Here is a 15,227-nt window from a genome sequence, read left to right as displayed (position 1 = left end):
TTCGAACTTTTCCTTGGACACAGCTAAGACCTCTTAAATCGTTCTCTACGGAATGGCGGTATCAGGACGCCTTGCGGGCCACGGCATCGGCGATCTGAGCCGGCGCCTCGGAGTATTTTTCGAATTCCATCGAATACGTGGCCCGGCCCTGGGTCAGCGAGCGCAGCTGGGTCGAGTACCCGAACATTTCCGACAGCGGGACCTCCGCGTGCAGAAGCTTCTGGCCGGCAACATCTTCCATGCCGCGCACCAGGCCGCGACGGCCGTTAAGGTCGCCCATCACGTCACCCATGTACTCCTCGGGGGTCTCCACCTCGACCTTCATCATCGGCTCGAGCAGCACCGCCCCGGCACGCAGGGCCCCCTCCTTGAAGGCCATGGAGGCCGCGACCTTGAAGGCATTCTCGTTCGAGTCGACGTCGTGATAGGAGCCGTCGAAGAGACTGACCTTGACATCCTCGATGGGGTAGCCAGCGAGCACGCCATTGCGCATCTGCTCTTCGATCCCCTTCTGCACCGCGGGGATGTAATCCTTCGGCACGACGCCGCCGACGATCTCGTTCTTGAACTCGAAACCGACACCCGGCTCCTGCGGCTCGATCCGCAGCCAGACATGACCGTACTGACCGCGTCCGCCGGACTGCTTGACGAACTTGCCTTCCTGCTCGATCGACTTCGTGATGGTCTCGCGGTACGCCACCTGGGGCTGGCCCACGTTGGCCTCGACCTTGAATTCCCGCTTCAGGCGATCGACCAGCACCTCGAGGTGCAGCTCGCCCATGCCGGAAATGATCGTCTGGCCGGACTCTTCGTCCGTGCGCACCTGGAACGACGGGTCTTCCTGCGCCAGCTTGTTCAGCGCCATGCCCATCTTTTCCTGGTCGGTCTTCGTCTTCGGCTCGACCGCGATGGAAATCACCGGATCCGGGAACTCCATGCGCTCGAGCTCGACCGGATCATCCGGCGAGCAAAGCGTGGTGCCGGTGTAGAGGTCCTTCAGGCCCACCACGGCACCAATGTCGCCGGCGCGCAGCTCCGGGATCTCTTCGCGACTGTTCGAGTGCATCTGCAGGATGCGCCCGATCCGCTCGCGGCGATTGTTCTGGGTGTTCAGAACCGTGTCTCCGGCCTTCACCACGCCCGAATAAACCCGAACGAAGGTCAGACTGCCGACGTAGGGGTCGCTCATCAGCTTGAAGGCCAGACCCGCAAACGGTTCTTCGTCGGTGGCCTTCTTCTCGATGGGATCTTCAGTACCGGCCTTGACACCCTTAATGGCCTTGACTTCTTCCGGCGAGGGCAGGTACTCGACCACGGCGTCGAGCATCGCCTGGACACCCTTGTTCTTGAACGCGGAGCCGCACATCATCGGCACGATCTCGAGGTCCAGCGTGCGCTTGCGCAGCGCGGCCTTGATGTCTTCCTCGCTCAGCTCGCCCTCGCCGAGGTATTTCTCCATCAGCTCTTCCGAGGCCTCGGCGGCGGATTCGACCAGGTTCTCGCGCCACTTCTCGGCGTCGGCCTTCAGCTCCTCCGGGATCTCGCCGTAATCGAAGCTGATGCCATAGTTGTCGTCATGCCAGTGGATCGCCTGCATCTTCACCAGGTCGATCACCCCCGCGAAGGCGTCTTCCGAACCAATCGGGATCTGGATCGGCACGGGATTGGCCTTCAGGCGCTCGCGCATCTGATTGTAGACGCGTTCGTAGTCGGCACCGGCGCGGTCCATCTTGTTGACGAACGCGATCCGCGGCACTTCGTACTTGGTGGCCTGGCGCCAGACGGTCTCCGACTGCGGCTGCACGCCACCCACGGCGCAATACACCATACAGGCGCCGTCCAGAACACGCATCGACCGCTCCACCTCGATCGTGAAGTCCACGTGCCCCGGCGTATCGATGATGTTGATGCGGTGCTCGGGGAACTGCTTGGCCATGCCGGACCAGAACGACGTCGTCGCCGCGGAGGTAATGGTAATCCCGCGTTCCTGCTCCTGATCCATCCAGTCCATCACGGCGGCGCCGTCATGCACCTCGCCGATCTTGTGCGACAGACCGGTATAGAACAGGATGCGCTCCGTCGTGGTGGTCTTTCCAGCGTCGATATGCGCGCTGATGCCGATATTGCGATAGCGCTTGATGGGGGTCTTGCGTGCCACTGAGGTGCCTCTTCGTTCTTACCAGCGGAAGTGCGCGAATGCCTTGTTGGCATCCGCCATCCGGTGAGTGTCTTCGCGCTTTTTGACGGCGGATCCCTTGCTGTCGGCCGCATCCATCAGCTCGCCGGCCAGCTTCATGGCCATGGTGCGCTCGCCGCGCTTGCGCGCCGCCTCGACCACCCAGCGCATCGCCAGCGCGTCCTGACGAACCGCACGCACCTCGACGGGAACCTGGTAGGTGGCACCGCCGACCCGGCGGCCCTTCACCTCGACCCGCGGCCGCACGTTGTCGAGCGCACGCTCCAGCGCGCCCAGGCCGTCACCCTGCTTGGACTCGATCTGGTCCAGCGCGCCATAGACGACCCGCTCGGCGACGGACTTCTTGCCATCCCGCATGACGGTATTGATGAACTTCGCCAGACGATCGCTCCCGAATTTCGGATCGGGGAGGATGTGACGCTTGGGTGCGGCTGCTCTTCTCGACATTGTTTCAGTTCCCGGACTTGAACACGGTTAGGATTTCTTCGGACGCTTGGTCCCGTACTTGGAACGACCCTTCGCGCGCTTCTGCACGCCCTGGGTGTCCAGGCTTCCGCGGACCGTGTGATAGCGCACACCCGGGAGGTCCTTCACACGACCACCACGAATCAGGACCACCGAGTGCTCCTGCAGGTTGTGCCCTTCGCCACCGATATAGGAGCTGACCTCGTAACCGTTGGTCAGCCGCACGCGCGCAACCTTGCGCAGCGCCGAGTTCGGCTTTTTGGGCGTGGTGGTGTAGACACGGGTGCATACACCGCGCTTCTGCGGCGAACCCTGAAGCGCCGGCACGTCGCTCTTCTCGACCGGCCGCTTGCGCGGCTTTCGTACCAACTGGTTGATCGTGGCCATGAAACCCTTTCTCCTAGCCTAAAAATAACGACAGGCCGGTGCCGAGACCGGCCTGTCGAGGGAGCGGAAGTTTAATGCGCGCCCTCTTGACTGTCAACTCGATCCCGCCTCACTGCGCGGAATCGCCCGATGCTCCGCTGTCGCCGCCAGGATCGCCCTCCGGCCCTGCCGACGGCGCTTCGGCCGGTTCGGCCTCCGGTGGTGTGCTCTCGCCCACCGTTTCGAACTCGGGCATCTCGAGAGCCCGCCTGCGCCGGCGTTCCTTGTGATAGGCCAGCCCGGTCCCCGCGGGGATCAGGCGACCCACGATCACGTTCTCCTTGAGCCCGCGCAGGTCGTCCCGCGCGCCGCGCGTCGAAGCCTCGGTCAGCACCCGCGTCGTTTCCTGGAAGGAGGCCGCAGAGATGAACGATTCCGTCACGAGCGAGGCCTTGGTAATCCCCAGAAGCACACGTTCGTAGGTTGCCGGCTGCTGGTCGGTAGACAGCTTCTCGTTCTCCTCGAGGACGCGAGTGCGGTCCACCTGGTCGCCCGACAGGAAACGTGTATCGCCGGGATCCAGGATGTTGACCTTGCGCAGCATCTGCCGGACGACGACTTCGATGTGCTTGTCATTGATCTTCACGCCCTGCAGGCGATAGACATCCTGGATCTCCTGCACCTGATATTCCGCGAGCGCGGTGACGCCCCTGAGGCGGAGGATATCGTGCGGATCCAGTTCGCCATCGACGATCACTTCGCCCTGCTCGACACGCTCGCCCTCGAACACGTTCACGGTCCGCTGTTTGGCGATCAGCATCTCGTGGGCGTCGCCCCGGTCCGGAGTGATGATCAGACGCTGCTTGCCCTTGGTTTCCTTCCCGAACGAAACCGTACCGGACAGCTCGGCCAGGATCGCCGGTTCCTTGGGCTTGCGCGCCTCGAACAGGTCGGCGACGCGCGGCAGACCGCCGGTGATGTCACGGGTCTTCGAAGACTCCTGCGGCAGGCGCGCAATGACGTCACCCACCTCGACCCGCGCATTGTCTTCCAGGTTGAAGATCGCGTTGGCCGGCAGCATGTACTGCGCGGGCATGTCCGTCCCCGGGATGTAGACCTCGTTCCCGGCGTCATCCAGCAGCTTGACCGTCGGCCGCAGATCCTTGCCCGCGGAGCTCCGGCTCTTGGGATCGAGGACCACGTTGGAGGACAGGCCGGTGAACTCGTCCGTCTCCTTCGTCACCGTCACGTTTTCGATGAAATCCGCGAGCTTCACGGTACCCGCCACTTCGGTCACGATCGGGTGGGTATGCGGATCCCAGGTGGCAATTTCCTGACCGGCTTCGACCGCATTGCCCTCATGGACCATGATCGTCGCGCCATAGGGAACCTTGTAGCGCTCGCGCTCACGGCCGGCCTCGTCGATCACTCCCAGTTCTCCGGAACGCGACACCGCCACCAGGTTGCCGGACTTGTGCTCCACGGTCTTGATGTTGTGGAGACGGATGTGCCCGGCATTCTTGACCTGGATCGCACTGACCGTGACAGCGCGGGACGCAGCACCCCCGATATGGAACGTACGCATGGTCAGCTGGGTTCCGGGCTCGCCGATCGACTGGGCCGCGATGACCCCCACCGATTCACCCGAGTTCACCTCGTGGCCGCGCGCCAGGTCGCGCCCGTAGCATTTGGCGCAGATACCCTGCCGGGTCTCGCAAGTAATCGCCGACCGCACCAGGACCTCGTCAACGCCCGCGGCATCGAGCTGATCCACCATCGCCTCATCGAGCAGGGTGTCCTTCGGCACCAGCACCTCGTCGGTGCCCGGGCGCAGGATGTCCACCGCCACCGTGCGACCAAGCACGCGGTCGCGCAGCGGTTCGACCACATCGCCGCCCTCGATGATCGGCTTCATCAGGAGGCCCTGTTCGGTACCGCAGTCCGGCTCGGTCACCACCACGTCCTGCGACACGTCCACCAGGCGGCGCGTGAGGTACCCCGAGTTGGCGGTCTTCAGCGCCGTATCCGCCAGGCCCTTGCGGGCGCCGTGGGTCGAGATGAAGTACTGCAGGACGTTGAGACCCTCGCGGAAGTTCGCGGTGATGGGCGTCTCGATGATGGACCCGTCCGGCTTGGCCATCAGGCCGCGCATGCCCGCCAGCTGGCGAATCTGCGCGGCGGATCCGCGCGCGCCGGAGTCGGCCATCATGAAGATCGAGTTGAACGCACGCTGCTCGACCACTTCGCCGTCGCGATTCGTCACCTCTTCCTTGCCGAGGTGCTCCATCATCGATTTCGCCACCTGGTCGTTGCAGTGCGCCCAGATGTCCACGACCTTGTTGTAGCGCTCGCCCTTGGTGACCAGGCCCGAGGCGTACTGCTCCTCGATTTCCTTCACCTGCTCCTCGGCATTCTCCAGGATCGGCTGCTTTTCGTCCGGGATCACCATGTCATCCGCGCAGAAGGACACGCCGGCACGGGTGGAGTAGTAGAAACCGGCATACATCAGCTGGTCCGCGAACACCACGGTGTCCTTGAGGCCCAGGCGGCGGTAGCAGGCATTGATCAGGTGCGAGATGCTCTTCTTGTCCAGCTCCTGATCGATCAGCTCGAAGGGCAGTCCGCGCGGCATGACCCGAGACAGGATCGCCCGCCCGACCGTGGTCTCCAGACGCACGCGCGGGCGCTCGCTCTCGCTCTCGGCATGTTCGGCGTGCGGATCCTCCATGCGCACGGTGACGCGCGCATGCAGATCGACCTTGCCGTTCTCGTAGGCGCGATGCACCTCGTCAACGTCGGCGAACACCATGCCTTCGCCCCGCGCGTTGACCTTCTCCCGCGACAGGTAATAAAGGCCGAGCACAATGTCCTGCGACGGAACAATAATGGGCTCGCCATTGGCCGGGGACAGCACGTTGTTGGAGGACAGCATCAGCGTACGTGCCTCCAGCTGGGCCTCCAGCGACAGCGGCACGTGCACGGCCATCTGGTCACCGTCGAAGTCGGCGTTGAACGCGGCACAGACCAGCGGATGCAGCTGGATCGCCTTGCCCTCGATCAGCACCGGCTCGAAGGCCTGGATGCCCAGGCGGTGCAGGGTCGGGGCGCGGTTCAGCATCACCGGGTGCTCGCGGATCACCTCTTCGAGGATGTCCCAGACCTCGGGGCCTTCCTTCTCGACCGCCTTCTTGGCGGCCTTGATGGTGGTGGCCAGGCCACGACGCTGCAGCTTGCCGAAGATGAACGGCTTGAACAGTTCCAGCGCCATGCGCTTGGGCAGGCCGCACTGGTGCAGACGCAGGGTCGGACCCACAACGATCACGGAACGACCGGAGTAGTCGACACGCTTGCCCAGCAGGTTCTGACGGAAGCGGCCCTGCTTGCCCTTGATCATGTCGGCCAGGGACTTCAGCGGGCGCTTGTTGGTACCGGTGATGGCACGGCCGCGGCGGCCGTTGTCCAGCAGCGCGTCCACGGACTCCTGCAGCATGCGCTTTTCGTTGCGCACGATGATGTCGGGGGCGTTCAGCTCCAGCAGGCGGCGCAGACGGTTGTTGCGATTGATCACACGGCGGTACAGGTCGTTCAGGTCGGAAGTCGCGAAGCGACCGCCGTCCAGCGGCACCAGCGGACGCAGGTCCGGCGGCAGCACCGGCAGCACGTCCATGATCATCCACTCCGGCTTGTTGCCGGACTCCAGGAACGACTCGATCAGCTTCAGGCGCTTGCCGAGGCGCTTGATCTTGGTTTCGGAACCGGTCTCCGACAGTTCCTGGCGCATGCGCGCGGCTTCGGACTGCAGATCCAGCTCCTTCAGAAGGCTCAGGACCGCTTCCGCACCCATCATCGCGGTGAAGTCGTCACCGTGCTCCTCCATCGCCTCGAGGTACTCCTCGTCGGTCAGGAGCTGACGCTTCTCCAGGGTGGTGAACCCCGGGTCGGTCACGATGAAGGACTCGAAGTACAGCACCTTCTCGATGTCCTTCAGGGTCATGTCCAGCAGCAGGCCGATGCGCGACGGCAGGCTCTTCAGATACCAGATATGCGCAACCGGGGAGGCCAGATCGATGTGCCCCATGCGCTCGCGGCGCACCTTGGTCTGGGTCACCTCGACGCCACACTTCTCGCACACCACGCCCCGGTGCTTCAGGCGCTTGTACTTGCCGCACAGGCACTCGTAATCCTTCACCGGGCCAAAGATCTTGGCACAGAACAGCCCGTCCCGCTCCGGCTTGAAGGTGCGGTAGTTGATCGTCTCCGGCTTTTTCACTTCGCCGAACGACCAGGAGCGCACCTGGTCGGAGGACGCCAGGCCAATCCGGATGGCGTCAAACTCTTCCGGCTGGGTCTGCTGCTTGAACAGATTCAGGAGGTCTTTCATTCACTTGCCTCACAGCTAGTTTTCGAGGGGCGCGCGGCGCCCCTTCGGATCACGTTGCGAACGGAGCGGGTCAGTCCTGCTCGAGCTCGATGTTGATGCCCAGCGCCTTGATTTCCTTCATCAGCACGTTGAAGGACTCGGGCACATTGGCTTCCATCTGGTGCTCGCCGTCGACGATGTTCTTGTACATCTTGTTGCGGCCCTGCACGTCGTCCGCCTTCACCGTCAGCATTTCCTGCAGGGTGTAGGCAGCGCCGTAGGCCTCCAGCGCCCAGACCTCCATCTCGCCGAAGCGCTGGCCACCGAACTGCGCCTTGCCGCCCAGCGGCTGCTGGGTCACCAGCGAGTACGGGCCGGTGGAGCGCGCGTGCATCTTGTCGTCGACCAGGTGGTTGAGCTTGAGCATATGCATGTAGCCCACCGTCACGGGGCGATCGAAGGCCTCCCCGGTCCGACCGTCATACAGGGTCGCCTGACCCGTCTCCGGCAGATCGGCGAGCCGCAGCATCTCCTTGATTTCTTCCTCGGCCGCACCGTCGAACACCGGGGTAGCCATGGGCACGCCGCCCCGCAGGTTCCGGCACAGGGTCAGGATCTCGGTGTCCGAGAGTTCATCCAGGTTGACCTTGCGATCACGGTGGTTGTAGATGCGGTCCAGGAATTCGCGCAGCTTCGCGATCTCGGATTGCGCCTCGAGCATGCGGTTGATCTTGTCGCCCAGCCCCTTCGCGGCCCACCCAAGATGGACCTCGAGCACCTGCCCGACGTTCATGCGCGAAGGCACACCCAGCGGGTTCAGGACCACGTCCACCGGCGTCCCGTCATCCAGGAACGGCATGTCTTCTTCCGGCACGATCATGGAGATCACGCCCTTGTTACCGTGGCGACCGGCCATCTTGTCGCCCGGCTGCAGACGACGCTTCACGGCCACGTACACCTTGACCATCTTCTGCACGCCCGGCGGCAGGTCGTCGCCCGCGGCCAGCTTCGCCTTCTGGTGCTCGACCTTTTCGTCAAACGCCGTTTTCTGGTCCTTGAGCTGACGCCCGAGGTCCTCCAGCTGGGCATTCACGTCATCATCCTGCAGGCGGATCTCGAACCACTGGTCACGCGACAGGCCCTGCAGGTATTTCTTCGTCACCCTGGAGCCGTCTCCCAGCCCGTCGGGCCCGCCTGCGGCGGTCTTGTTGACCAGGAGCTTCTCCATGCGCGCAAAGATGTCGTCCTCGTAGATCCGCAGCTGATCCCGCAGGTCCTTGCGCACCGCGGCCATGTCGTCCTCTTCAATGGACTTGGCCCGGGCGTCCTTCTCGACGCCGTCCCGCGTGAACACGCGAACGTCAATGACCGTTCCCTCGACGCCCGACGGGACGCGCAGGGACGTATCCTTCACGTCCGACGCCTTCTCGCCGAAGATCGCACGCAGCAGTTTCTCTTCCGGCGTCAGCTGGGTCTCGCCCTTGGGCGTCACCTTCCCGACCAGGATGTCGCCCGGCTTCACCTCGGCACCCACGTACACCACACCGGACTCGTCCAGCTTGGACAGCAGCGACTCGGAGACATTGGGGATGTCCGCCGTCACCTCTTCCTGCCCGAGCTTGGTGTCACGCGCGGTGCAGTTGAGCTCCTCGATGTGGATGGTGGTGTAGCGATCCTCGTGAACCGCACGCTCCGAGATCAGGATCGAGTCCTCGAAGTTGTAACCGTTCCAGGGCATGAACGCGACCATCATGTTCTGGCCCAGCGCCAGGTCGCCCATGTCCGTGGAGGAACCGTCGGCCAGCACATCGCCACGCGCGATTTCGTCACCAACGGCCACCAGCGGACGCTGGTTGATCGCGGTGTTCTGGTTCGAGCGCGAATACTTGGTCAGATTGTAGATATCCACGCCCGGTTCGCCCGGCTGGGTCTCGTCGTCATTGACCCGCACGACCACACGTCCGGCGTCCGCGGAATCCACGGTGCCGCCACGCCGGGCGACAATCGCCGATCCGGAGTCGATGGCCACGGTACGCTCGATACCCGTTCCCACCAGTGGCTTGTCCGAGCGCAGGCACGGAACCGCCTGGCGCTGCATGTTGGCACCCATCAGGGCGCGGTTCGCGTCGTCATGCTCCAGGAACGGCAACAGCGCGGCGGCTACCGAAACAATCTGCTTCGGCGAGATATCCATGTACTGGATCTTGTCCGGCGAGGAGATCGTGAACTCTTCCTGGTACCGGCAGGACACCAGGTCATCGGTCAGGCGACCGCCCTCGTCCATGGCCGCGTTCGCCTGCGCGATCACGTACTGGCTTTCCTCGATGGCCGAGAGATAGGCGATCTCATCGGTGACGCGCCCGTCCTCGACCTTGCGATAAGGCGTCTCGAGGAACCCGTAACGGTTGGTCCGCGCATACACCGCCAGCGAGTTGATCAGACCGATGTTCGGTCCTTCCGGAGTCTCGATCGGGCATACCCGCCCGTAATGCGTCGGATGCACGTCCCGCACTTCGAAGCCCGCGCGTTCGCGCGTCAGGCCGCCCGGACCCAGCGCGGAGATCCGGCGCTTGTGGGTCACCTCGGAGAGGGGGTTGTTCTGGTCCATGAACTGCGAAAGCTGGCTGGAGCCGAAGAATTCCTTGATCGCCGCCGCCACCGGCTTGGCATTGATCAGTTCCTGCGGCATCAGCCCCTCGCTCTCCGCGACGGTCAGACGTTCCTTGACCGCACGCTCGACGCGGACCAGCCCCAGGCGGAACTGATTCTCCGCCATTTCGCCCACCGACCGGATGCGACGATTGCCAAGGTGGTCAATGTCGTCGGTACGGCCCTTGCCGTTGCGCAGATCGATCAGGACCTTGAGCACGTCGAGGATATCGTCCGTGGACAGCACCCCCTCGCCTTCATCGGTATCACGACCGACGCGGCGATTGAACTTCATGCGGCCGACGGCCGAAAGATCATAGCGGTCTTCCGAGAAGAACAGGTTCGCGAACAGGTTCTCCGCGGCATCCTTGGTCGGCGGCTCGCCCGGACGCATCACGCGATAGATCTCGACCTGTGCCTCCAGCTGGGTCTTGGTCGGATCCAGCCGCAATGTGTCGGACATGTACGGCCCATGGTCGTACTCGTTCGTGTAGATCGTGTCGAACTGCTGAATCCCTTCGGCCCGAAGCCGGTCCAGCAGATCCTGGGTCAGGGCATCGTTCGGGTTGCCGATCACCTCCCCGGTGGACGGATCCATAATCGTCCGCGCGAGCACGCGACCCACAAGATTTTCGTCAGGGAGGTGCAGCGTACGAATCCCGGCCTTCTCGATCTCGCGGATGTGCCGCGGCGTAATCCGCCGACCGGCTTCCACGATGACCTTGTCGCCGTCGGTGATGTCCACCACCGCGGTTTCCCCCCGCAGACGTTCGGGGATCAGATCCAGCTCGCCGCCATTTTCGTCAAGGGTCACCCGGCTGAAATCAAAGAACGTCTCCAGGATCTGCTCGGTGTCCATCCCCAGTGCACGCAGCAGGATGGAGGCCGGCAGCTTCCGGCGACGGTCAATCCGGACATACACCCCGTCCTTGGCATCGAACTCGAAATCGAGCCACGAACCGCGGTACGGGATGATGCGTGCGTTGTACAGCAGCTTCTGCGAGCTTCCCTGGGTCTTGCCCTTGTCGGAGTCGAAGAACACCCCGGGCGAACGGTGCAGCTGGGAAACGATCACCCGCTCGGTACCGTTGATCACGAAGGTGCCGTTTTCGGTCATCAGGGGCAGTTCGCCCATGTAGACCTCCTGCTCCTTCACCTCCTTCACCACGGTGGAGCCGGCAGGGGCATCCTTGTCGTGAATCACCAGCCGCAGCAGCACACGCAGCGGGGCCGCATAGGTCACGCCGCGGATCTGGCATTCCTTGACGTCGAAGACCGGCTCGCCGAGCCGATAGCTGACATACTCCAGCTGAACGTGACCGGAGTAACTGACAATGGGAAATACCGACTGAAACGCCGCGTGCAGACCGAGTCCTTCGCGACTGTCCGCACCCCGGTCCTCCTGGAGGAAATTGCGGTAGGAGGTGAGCTGGGTCTCCAGCAGATACGGAACGTCCAGGATCTGGGGACGCTTCCCGAAATCCTTGCGGATGCGTTTCTTTTCGGTATAACTGAGGGCCATGGAATACCTCGGGGGCTAGCAGAACAACGCGCAATAAATCCGCGCCACCACGGGCGGAAGCTGACGGCCTCGCAGCCGCCAGCTCCGCATGCCCGTGACGGACACGTCTGACAACGGGCGTAACGCCCTTGTTACTTCAGCTCGACGGACGCGCCGGCTTCTTCCAGCTCCGCCTTCATCTTCTCGGCTTCTTCCTTGGCCGCGCCTTCCTTCACGGTGGCCGGTACGCCTTCGACCATCTCCTTGGCCTCCTTCAGGCCCAGACCGGTCAGGCCGCGCACGACCTTGATGACGCCAACCTTGTTGTCGCCGAAGCCGGACATGACGACGTCGAACTCGTCCTTCTCGGCTTCACCGCCGCCGCCTTCACCACCGCCGGCGGCGGCCGGGGCTGCGGCCACGGCAGCAGCCGCGGTCACGCCGAACTTCTCTTCCATCTCGCCAATCAGGTCCACGATTTCGAGGACCGTCATGTTGCCGATGGCTTCCAGGATATCTTCTTTCGAAACGGCCATTAGTAGGTTCTCCCTGCGGGGCTGCCCGCATTCAGAAATGTGCTAGCGAATAGGATTCCAGGAACCGGGATCAGGCTGCCTGCTTCTGATCGCGGATCGCTGCAACGGTACGCACCAGTTTGCCGGGCACCTCGTTGACGGTGCGGGCGAACTTGTCGAGCGGTGCGCGCATCGTGGCCATCAGCTGGCTCAGGGCCTCTTCGCGGGTCGGCAGGCTGGCGAGGCGTTCGAGATCGTTCGCCCCCATCAACTCGCCGCCGAAGGACACCATCCGTGCTTTCAGCTGATCGTTGGTCTTGGCGAAATCACGCACCAGACGCGCGGCGGAGGATGGCTCCTCCAGGCTGAAGGCCAGAACCAACGGCCCATGCAGCTCGGGCTGCATGCACTCGAAGTCCGTGCCCGCCAGCGCACGCTTGGCGAGATTGTTCTTCACCACGCGCAGATAAACATCCTGCTCCCGAGCCTGCTTGCGCAGCTCGGTCATCTGCGCGACCGAGAGACCTCGATATTCCGCACCCACCGCGGAGTGCGCCGAGGCAGCAATCGCAGCCAGTTCCGTGACAATCTGCTTCTTGTCATCGAGATTCAAAGCCACGTTGACTCTCCTCTGTTGAGACCATCCGGAGATGGTCGTGAACCGGTCCGAAGACCGGTACTCAGGTGCTCCCGTCGCAGGCCATTCCTGAATCGGGTGACACCATCTGCGCAGGCTGGGATATTAAGCGCCGCCATGCGGCCCGCCTGCGGTCTTGGATGGCGTGCCGCTCGCGCGACAGCCGACCAAAGCATTGGATTCCGCCGCGTACGGCGGAATCAGAGATTGAGGGTGGCGCCGTCGACCTTCAGCCCGGGGCCCATCGTCGTCGAGACCGTGACTCCACGCACGTACTGGCCCTTGGAGGTCGCCGGCTTCATCTTGATCAGATCCTGCAGCAGCGCGTTCAGGTTGTCCTTCAGGGCATCCGCCTCGAAGTCGGCCGCGCCGATCGTGCAGTGGACGATGCCGCCCTTGTCCGTGCGGTAGCGGACCTGCCCGCCCTTGGCGTTGGTCACCGCCGTGGCCACATCCGGCGTCACGGTACCGACCTTGGGGTTGGGCATCAGACCGCGCGGACCGAGGATCTGGCCCAGTTGCCCCACCACGCGCATCGCATCGGGGGAGGCGATCACCACGTCGAAATCCAGCTGACCGGCCTTGACCTGTTCGGCAAGGTCATCCATGCCGACCACATCCGCGCCGGCCTCTTTGGCGGCATCCGCGTTATCGCCCTGGGTGAACACCGCCACGCGAACGGTCTTGCCGTTGCCGTGCGGGAGGACCGTGGAGCCGCGCACGACCTGGTCGGATTTCCGCGGATCCACGCCCAGATTCACGGCGACGTCGACGGACTCGCGGAATTTTGCGGTGGCCAGCTCGCGCAGAAGGGAGAAGGCCTCATCGGCGGGATACGCACGAGTCGGCTCCACCTTCTCGCGGATCGTCTGCATGCGTTTGCTCAGCTTCGCCATCTCAGAGACCCTCCACGTCGATGCCCATACTGCGGGCGCTGCCGGCGATCGTGCGGACCGCGGCGTCCATGTCGGCGGCGGTCAGATCCGGTTCCTTGGCGCGTGCAATCTCTTCCAGCTGCTCGCGCGTGACCTTTCCGACCTTTTTGGTGTTCGGCTCACCCGAACCGCTCTGGATTCCGGCGGCCTTCTTCAGAAGGATCTGTGCCGGCGGGGTCTTGGTCACGAAGGTGAACGAACGGTCGGAATACACGGTGATCACCACCGGGATCGGCAGACCGGGCTCCATGTCCTGGGTCTCGGCGTTGAACGCCTTGCAGAACTCCATGATGTTCACGCCGCGCTGACCCAGCGCGGGGCCGACGGGGGGGCTCGGATTGGCCTTGCCGGCCCCGACCTGAAGCTTGATGTAGGCTTCGATTTTCTTTGCCATGCTGACTCCCTCGGGTACAGGCGCCTCGCGGCTCCCCGATCAAGGTGTTAAACGCACACTGCGTCAGGTTTTCTCGACCTGATGGAACTCGAGCTCCACCGGGGTCGAACGACCGAATATCTGGACGGCCACCAGCAGACGGCTCTTGTCGTAGTTGACCTCTTCGACGACACCGTTGAAGTCGTTGAAGGGGCCATCGATGACGCGAACCATCTCGCCGACTTCGAACAGGACCTTGGGACGCGGCTTCTCGGCGCCCTCTTCCATGCGGTTGAGGATGGCCTCGGCTTCCTTTTCGCTGATCGGCGCCGGGCGATCCGCCGTTCCCCCGATGAATCCAAGGACGCGAGGGACCGCCTTCACCAGGTGCCAGGCCTCGTCGCTGAAATCCATCTGGACCAGCACGTACCCCGGAAAGAACTTCCGTTCACTCTTGCGCTTCTGGCCGTCCTTCATCTCCACGACCTCTTCGGTCGGGACCAGGATCTGGCCAAAATGGTCCTGCATCTTGAAGCGCTCGATGCGCTCTTCCAGCGACCGCTTGACCTGGGACTCGAAGCCGGAGAATGCCTGTACTACGTACCAGCGTAATGCCATGGGGTAGATTCCTGATGCCTATCCGATGAAGCGACTGACGGACCACCCCAGGAACATGTCCAGGAGCCAGAGGAAGATCCCCACCACGATGACGACGGCGATCACGACCAGGGTTGTCTGGGTCGTTTCGATACGGGTCGGCCAGACCATCTTGCGTACTTCGGTGCGGGCGTTGCCCATGAAGGCGCTCAGCTGTCGGCCTTTGTAGGTGGTCATGCCGATCCCGGCGGCCACGGCCACGACAGCAAGCAAACCGACCACGCGCACGAGCGTCGATTCGTCCTGGAACCAGTAGAAGCCCATGACGCCGGCAACGAGCAAGGCCACGACCACGGCGAGCTTGACAGTATCCAGCGCGCCGCTGCCTTCCGATTGTTCAGTCATGAAATCGTCTCACCCGGTGCTTGCCGCCATCGTAAAAGATGGCAGGCCAGGAGGGACTCGAACCCCCAACCTGCGGTTTTGGAGACCGCTGCTCTGCCAATTGAGCTACTGGCCTGTAATCGTAGAAGGCAGACACCCGCAATTGCAGCGGGTGCAAACGCGGGTGACGTGCCAGCTGACTGCTCAGTCTATCACTCGATAATCTTCGAGACGACGCCGGCGCCCAC

General features: G+C 63.3%; 11 protein-coding genes and 1 tRNA gene. All 12 read right to left on the bottom strand.

What is annotated here, in order from left to right; all coding sequences use genetic code 11:
• Positions 1-61: 61 nt before the first annotated feature.
• The 12 genes from fusA to B1A74_RS08800 all read right to left on the bottom strand — a co-directional run bounded on the left by fusA (position 62) and on the right by B1A74_RS08800 (position 15,115).
• Positions 62-2,158, bottom strand: a complete 2,097-nt coding sequence (fusA, locus tag B1A74_RS08855) for an elongation factor G (RefSeq protein WP_018947935.1) — start codon at positions 2,156-2,158, stop codon at positions 62-64.
• An 18-nt stretch (positions 2,159-2,176) separates the two neighbouring features.
• Positions 2,177-2,644 carry a 30S ribosomal protein S7 gene (gene rpsG, locus B1A74_RS08850; protein ID WP_018871350.1) on the bottom strand — a complete coding sequence of 156 codons (468 nt, stop codon included), beginning with the start codon at positions 2,642-2,644 and terminating at the stop codon, positions 2,177-2,179.
• A 27-nt stretch (positions 2,645-2,671) separates the two neighbouring features.
• On the bottom strand, positions 2,672-3,049 hold the full coding sequence (gene rpsL, locus B1A74_RS08845) for a 30S ribosomal protein S12 (protein WP_018871349.1): 378 nt from the start codon (positions 3,047-3,049) through the stop codon (positions 2,672-2,674).
• 109 nt (positions 3,050-3,158) lie between these two features.
• The gene (gene rpoC, locus B1A74_RS08840; protein ID WP_077244418.1) at positions 3,159-7,409 is read right to left on the bottom strand and encodes a DNA-directed RNA polymerase subunit beta'; all 4,251 of its coding nucleotides are present in this window, start codon (positions 7,407-7,409) and stop codon (positions 3,159-3,161) included.
• Positions 7,410-7,479: 70 nt separating this feature from the next.
• Positions 7,480-11,559, bottom strand: a complete 4,080-nt coding sequence (gene rpoB, locus B1A74_RS08835; protein ID WP_018947938.1) for a DNA-directed RNA polymerase subunit beta — start codon at positions 11,557-11,559, stop codon at positions 7,480-7,482.
• 131 nt (positions 11,560-11,690) lie between these two features.
• On the bottom strand, positions 11,691-12,074 hold the full coding sequence (rplL, locus tag B1A74_RS08830; RefSeq protein ID WP_018947939.1) for a 50S ribosomal protein L7/L12: 384 nt from the start codon (positions 12,072-12,074) through the stop codon (positions 11,691-11,693).
• 70 nt (positions 12,075-12,144) lie between these two features.
• Entirely contained in the window at positions 12,145-12,666 is a 522-nt protein-coding gene (gene rplJ, locus B1A74_RS08825) for a 50S ribosomal protein L10 (RefSeq protein ID WP_018871345.1), read from the bottom strand.
• Positions 12,667-12,890: 224 nt separating this feature from the next.
• Positions 12,891-13,586, bottom strand: coding sequence for a 50S ribosomal protein L1 (rplA, locus tag B1A74_RS08820; RefSeq protein ID WP_018871344.1), 696 nt, complete (start codon positions 13,584-13,586; stop codon positions 12,891-12,893).
• 1 nt (position 13,587) lies between these two features.
• Complete coding sequence (gene rplK / locus B1A74_RS08815) at positions 13,588-14,019, bottom strand: 50S ribosomal protein L11 (protein ID WP_018871343.1); 432 nt, start codon at positions 14,017-14,019, stop codon at positions 13,588-13,590.
• A 63-nt stretch (positions 14,020-14,082) separates the two neighbouring features.
• Positions 14,083-14,616: a transcription termination/antitermination protein NusG gene (gene nusG / locus B1A74_RS08810; RefSeq protein WP_077244417.1), complete on the bottom strand. Its 534-nt coding sequence runs from the start codon at positions 14,614-14,616 to the stop codon at positions 14,083-14,085.
• Between the two features lie 18 nt (positions 14,617-14,634).
• A complete protein-coding gene (gene secE / locus B1A74_RS08805) occupies positions 14,635-15,000 on the bottom strand; it encodes a preprotein translocase subunit SecE (RefSeq protein WP_077244416.1) in 366 nt (121 codons plus the stop codon).
• Positions 15,001-15,039: 39 nt separating this feature from the next.
• Positions 15,040-15,115, bottom strand: a tRNA-Trp gene (locus B1A74_RS08800).
• Between the last annotated feature and the right edge of the window lie 112 nt (positions 15,116-15,227).

It is taken from the genome of Thioalkalivibrio halophilus (assembly GCF_001995255.1).
Taxonomy (GTDB): domain Bacteria; phylum Pseudomonadota; class Gammaproteobacteria; order Ectothiorhodospirales; family Ectothiorhodospiraceae; genus Thioalkalivibrio; species Thioalkalivibrio halophilus.
This window is presented reverse-complemented; position numbering and strand designations above follow the sequence as displayed.

Coding starts and splice junctions, on each gene's coding strand:
- rpsG (WP_018871350.1), bottom strand. CDS start 2,644: ATGTCGAGAAGAGCAGCCGCACCCAAGCGTCACATCCTCCCCGATCCG.
- rpsL (WP_018871349.1), bottom strand. CDS start 3,049: ATGGCCACGATCAACCAGTTGGTACGAAAGCCGCGCAAGCGGCCGGTC.
- rpoC (WP_077244418.1), bottom strand. CDS start 7,409: ATGAAAGACCTCCTGAATCTGTTCAAGCAGCAGACCCAGCCGGAAGAG.
- rpoB (WP_018947938.1), bottom strand. CDS start 11,559: ATGGCCCTCAGTTATACCGAAAAGAAACGCATCCGCAAGGATTTCGGG.
- rplL (WP_018947939.1), bottom strand. CDS start 12,074: ATGGCCGTTTCGAAAGAAGATATCCTGGAAGCCATCGGCAACATGACG.
- rplA (WP_018871344.1), bottom strand. CDS start 13,586: ATGGCGAAGCTGAGCAAACGCATGCAGACGATCCGCGAGAAGGTGGAG.
- rplK (WP_018871343.1), bottom strand. CDS start 14,019: ATGGCAAAGAAAATCGAAGCCTACATCAAGCTTCAGGTCGGGGCCGGC.
- nusG (WP_077244417.1), bottom strand. CDS start 14,616: ATGGCATTACGCTGGTACGTAGTACAGGCATTCTCCGGCTTCGAGTCC.
- secE (WP_077244416.1), bottom strand. CDS start 15,000: ATGACTGAACAATCGGAAGGCAGCGGCGCGCTGGATACTGTCAAGCTC.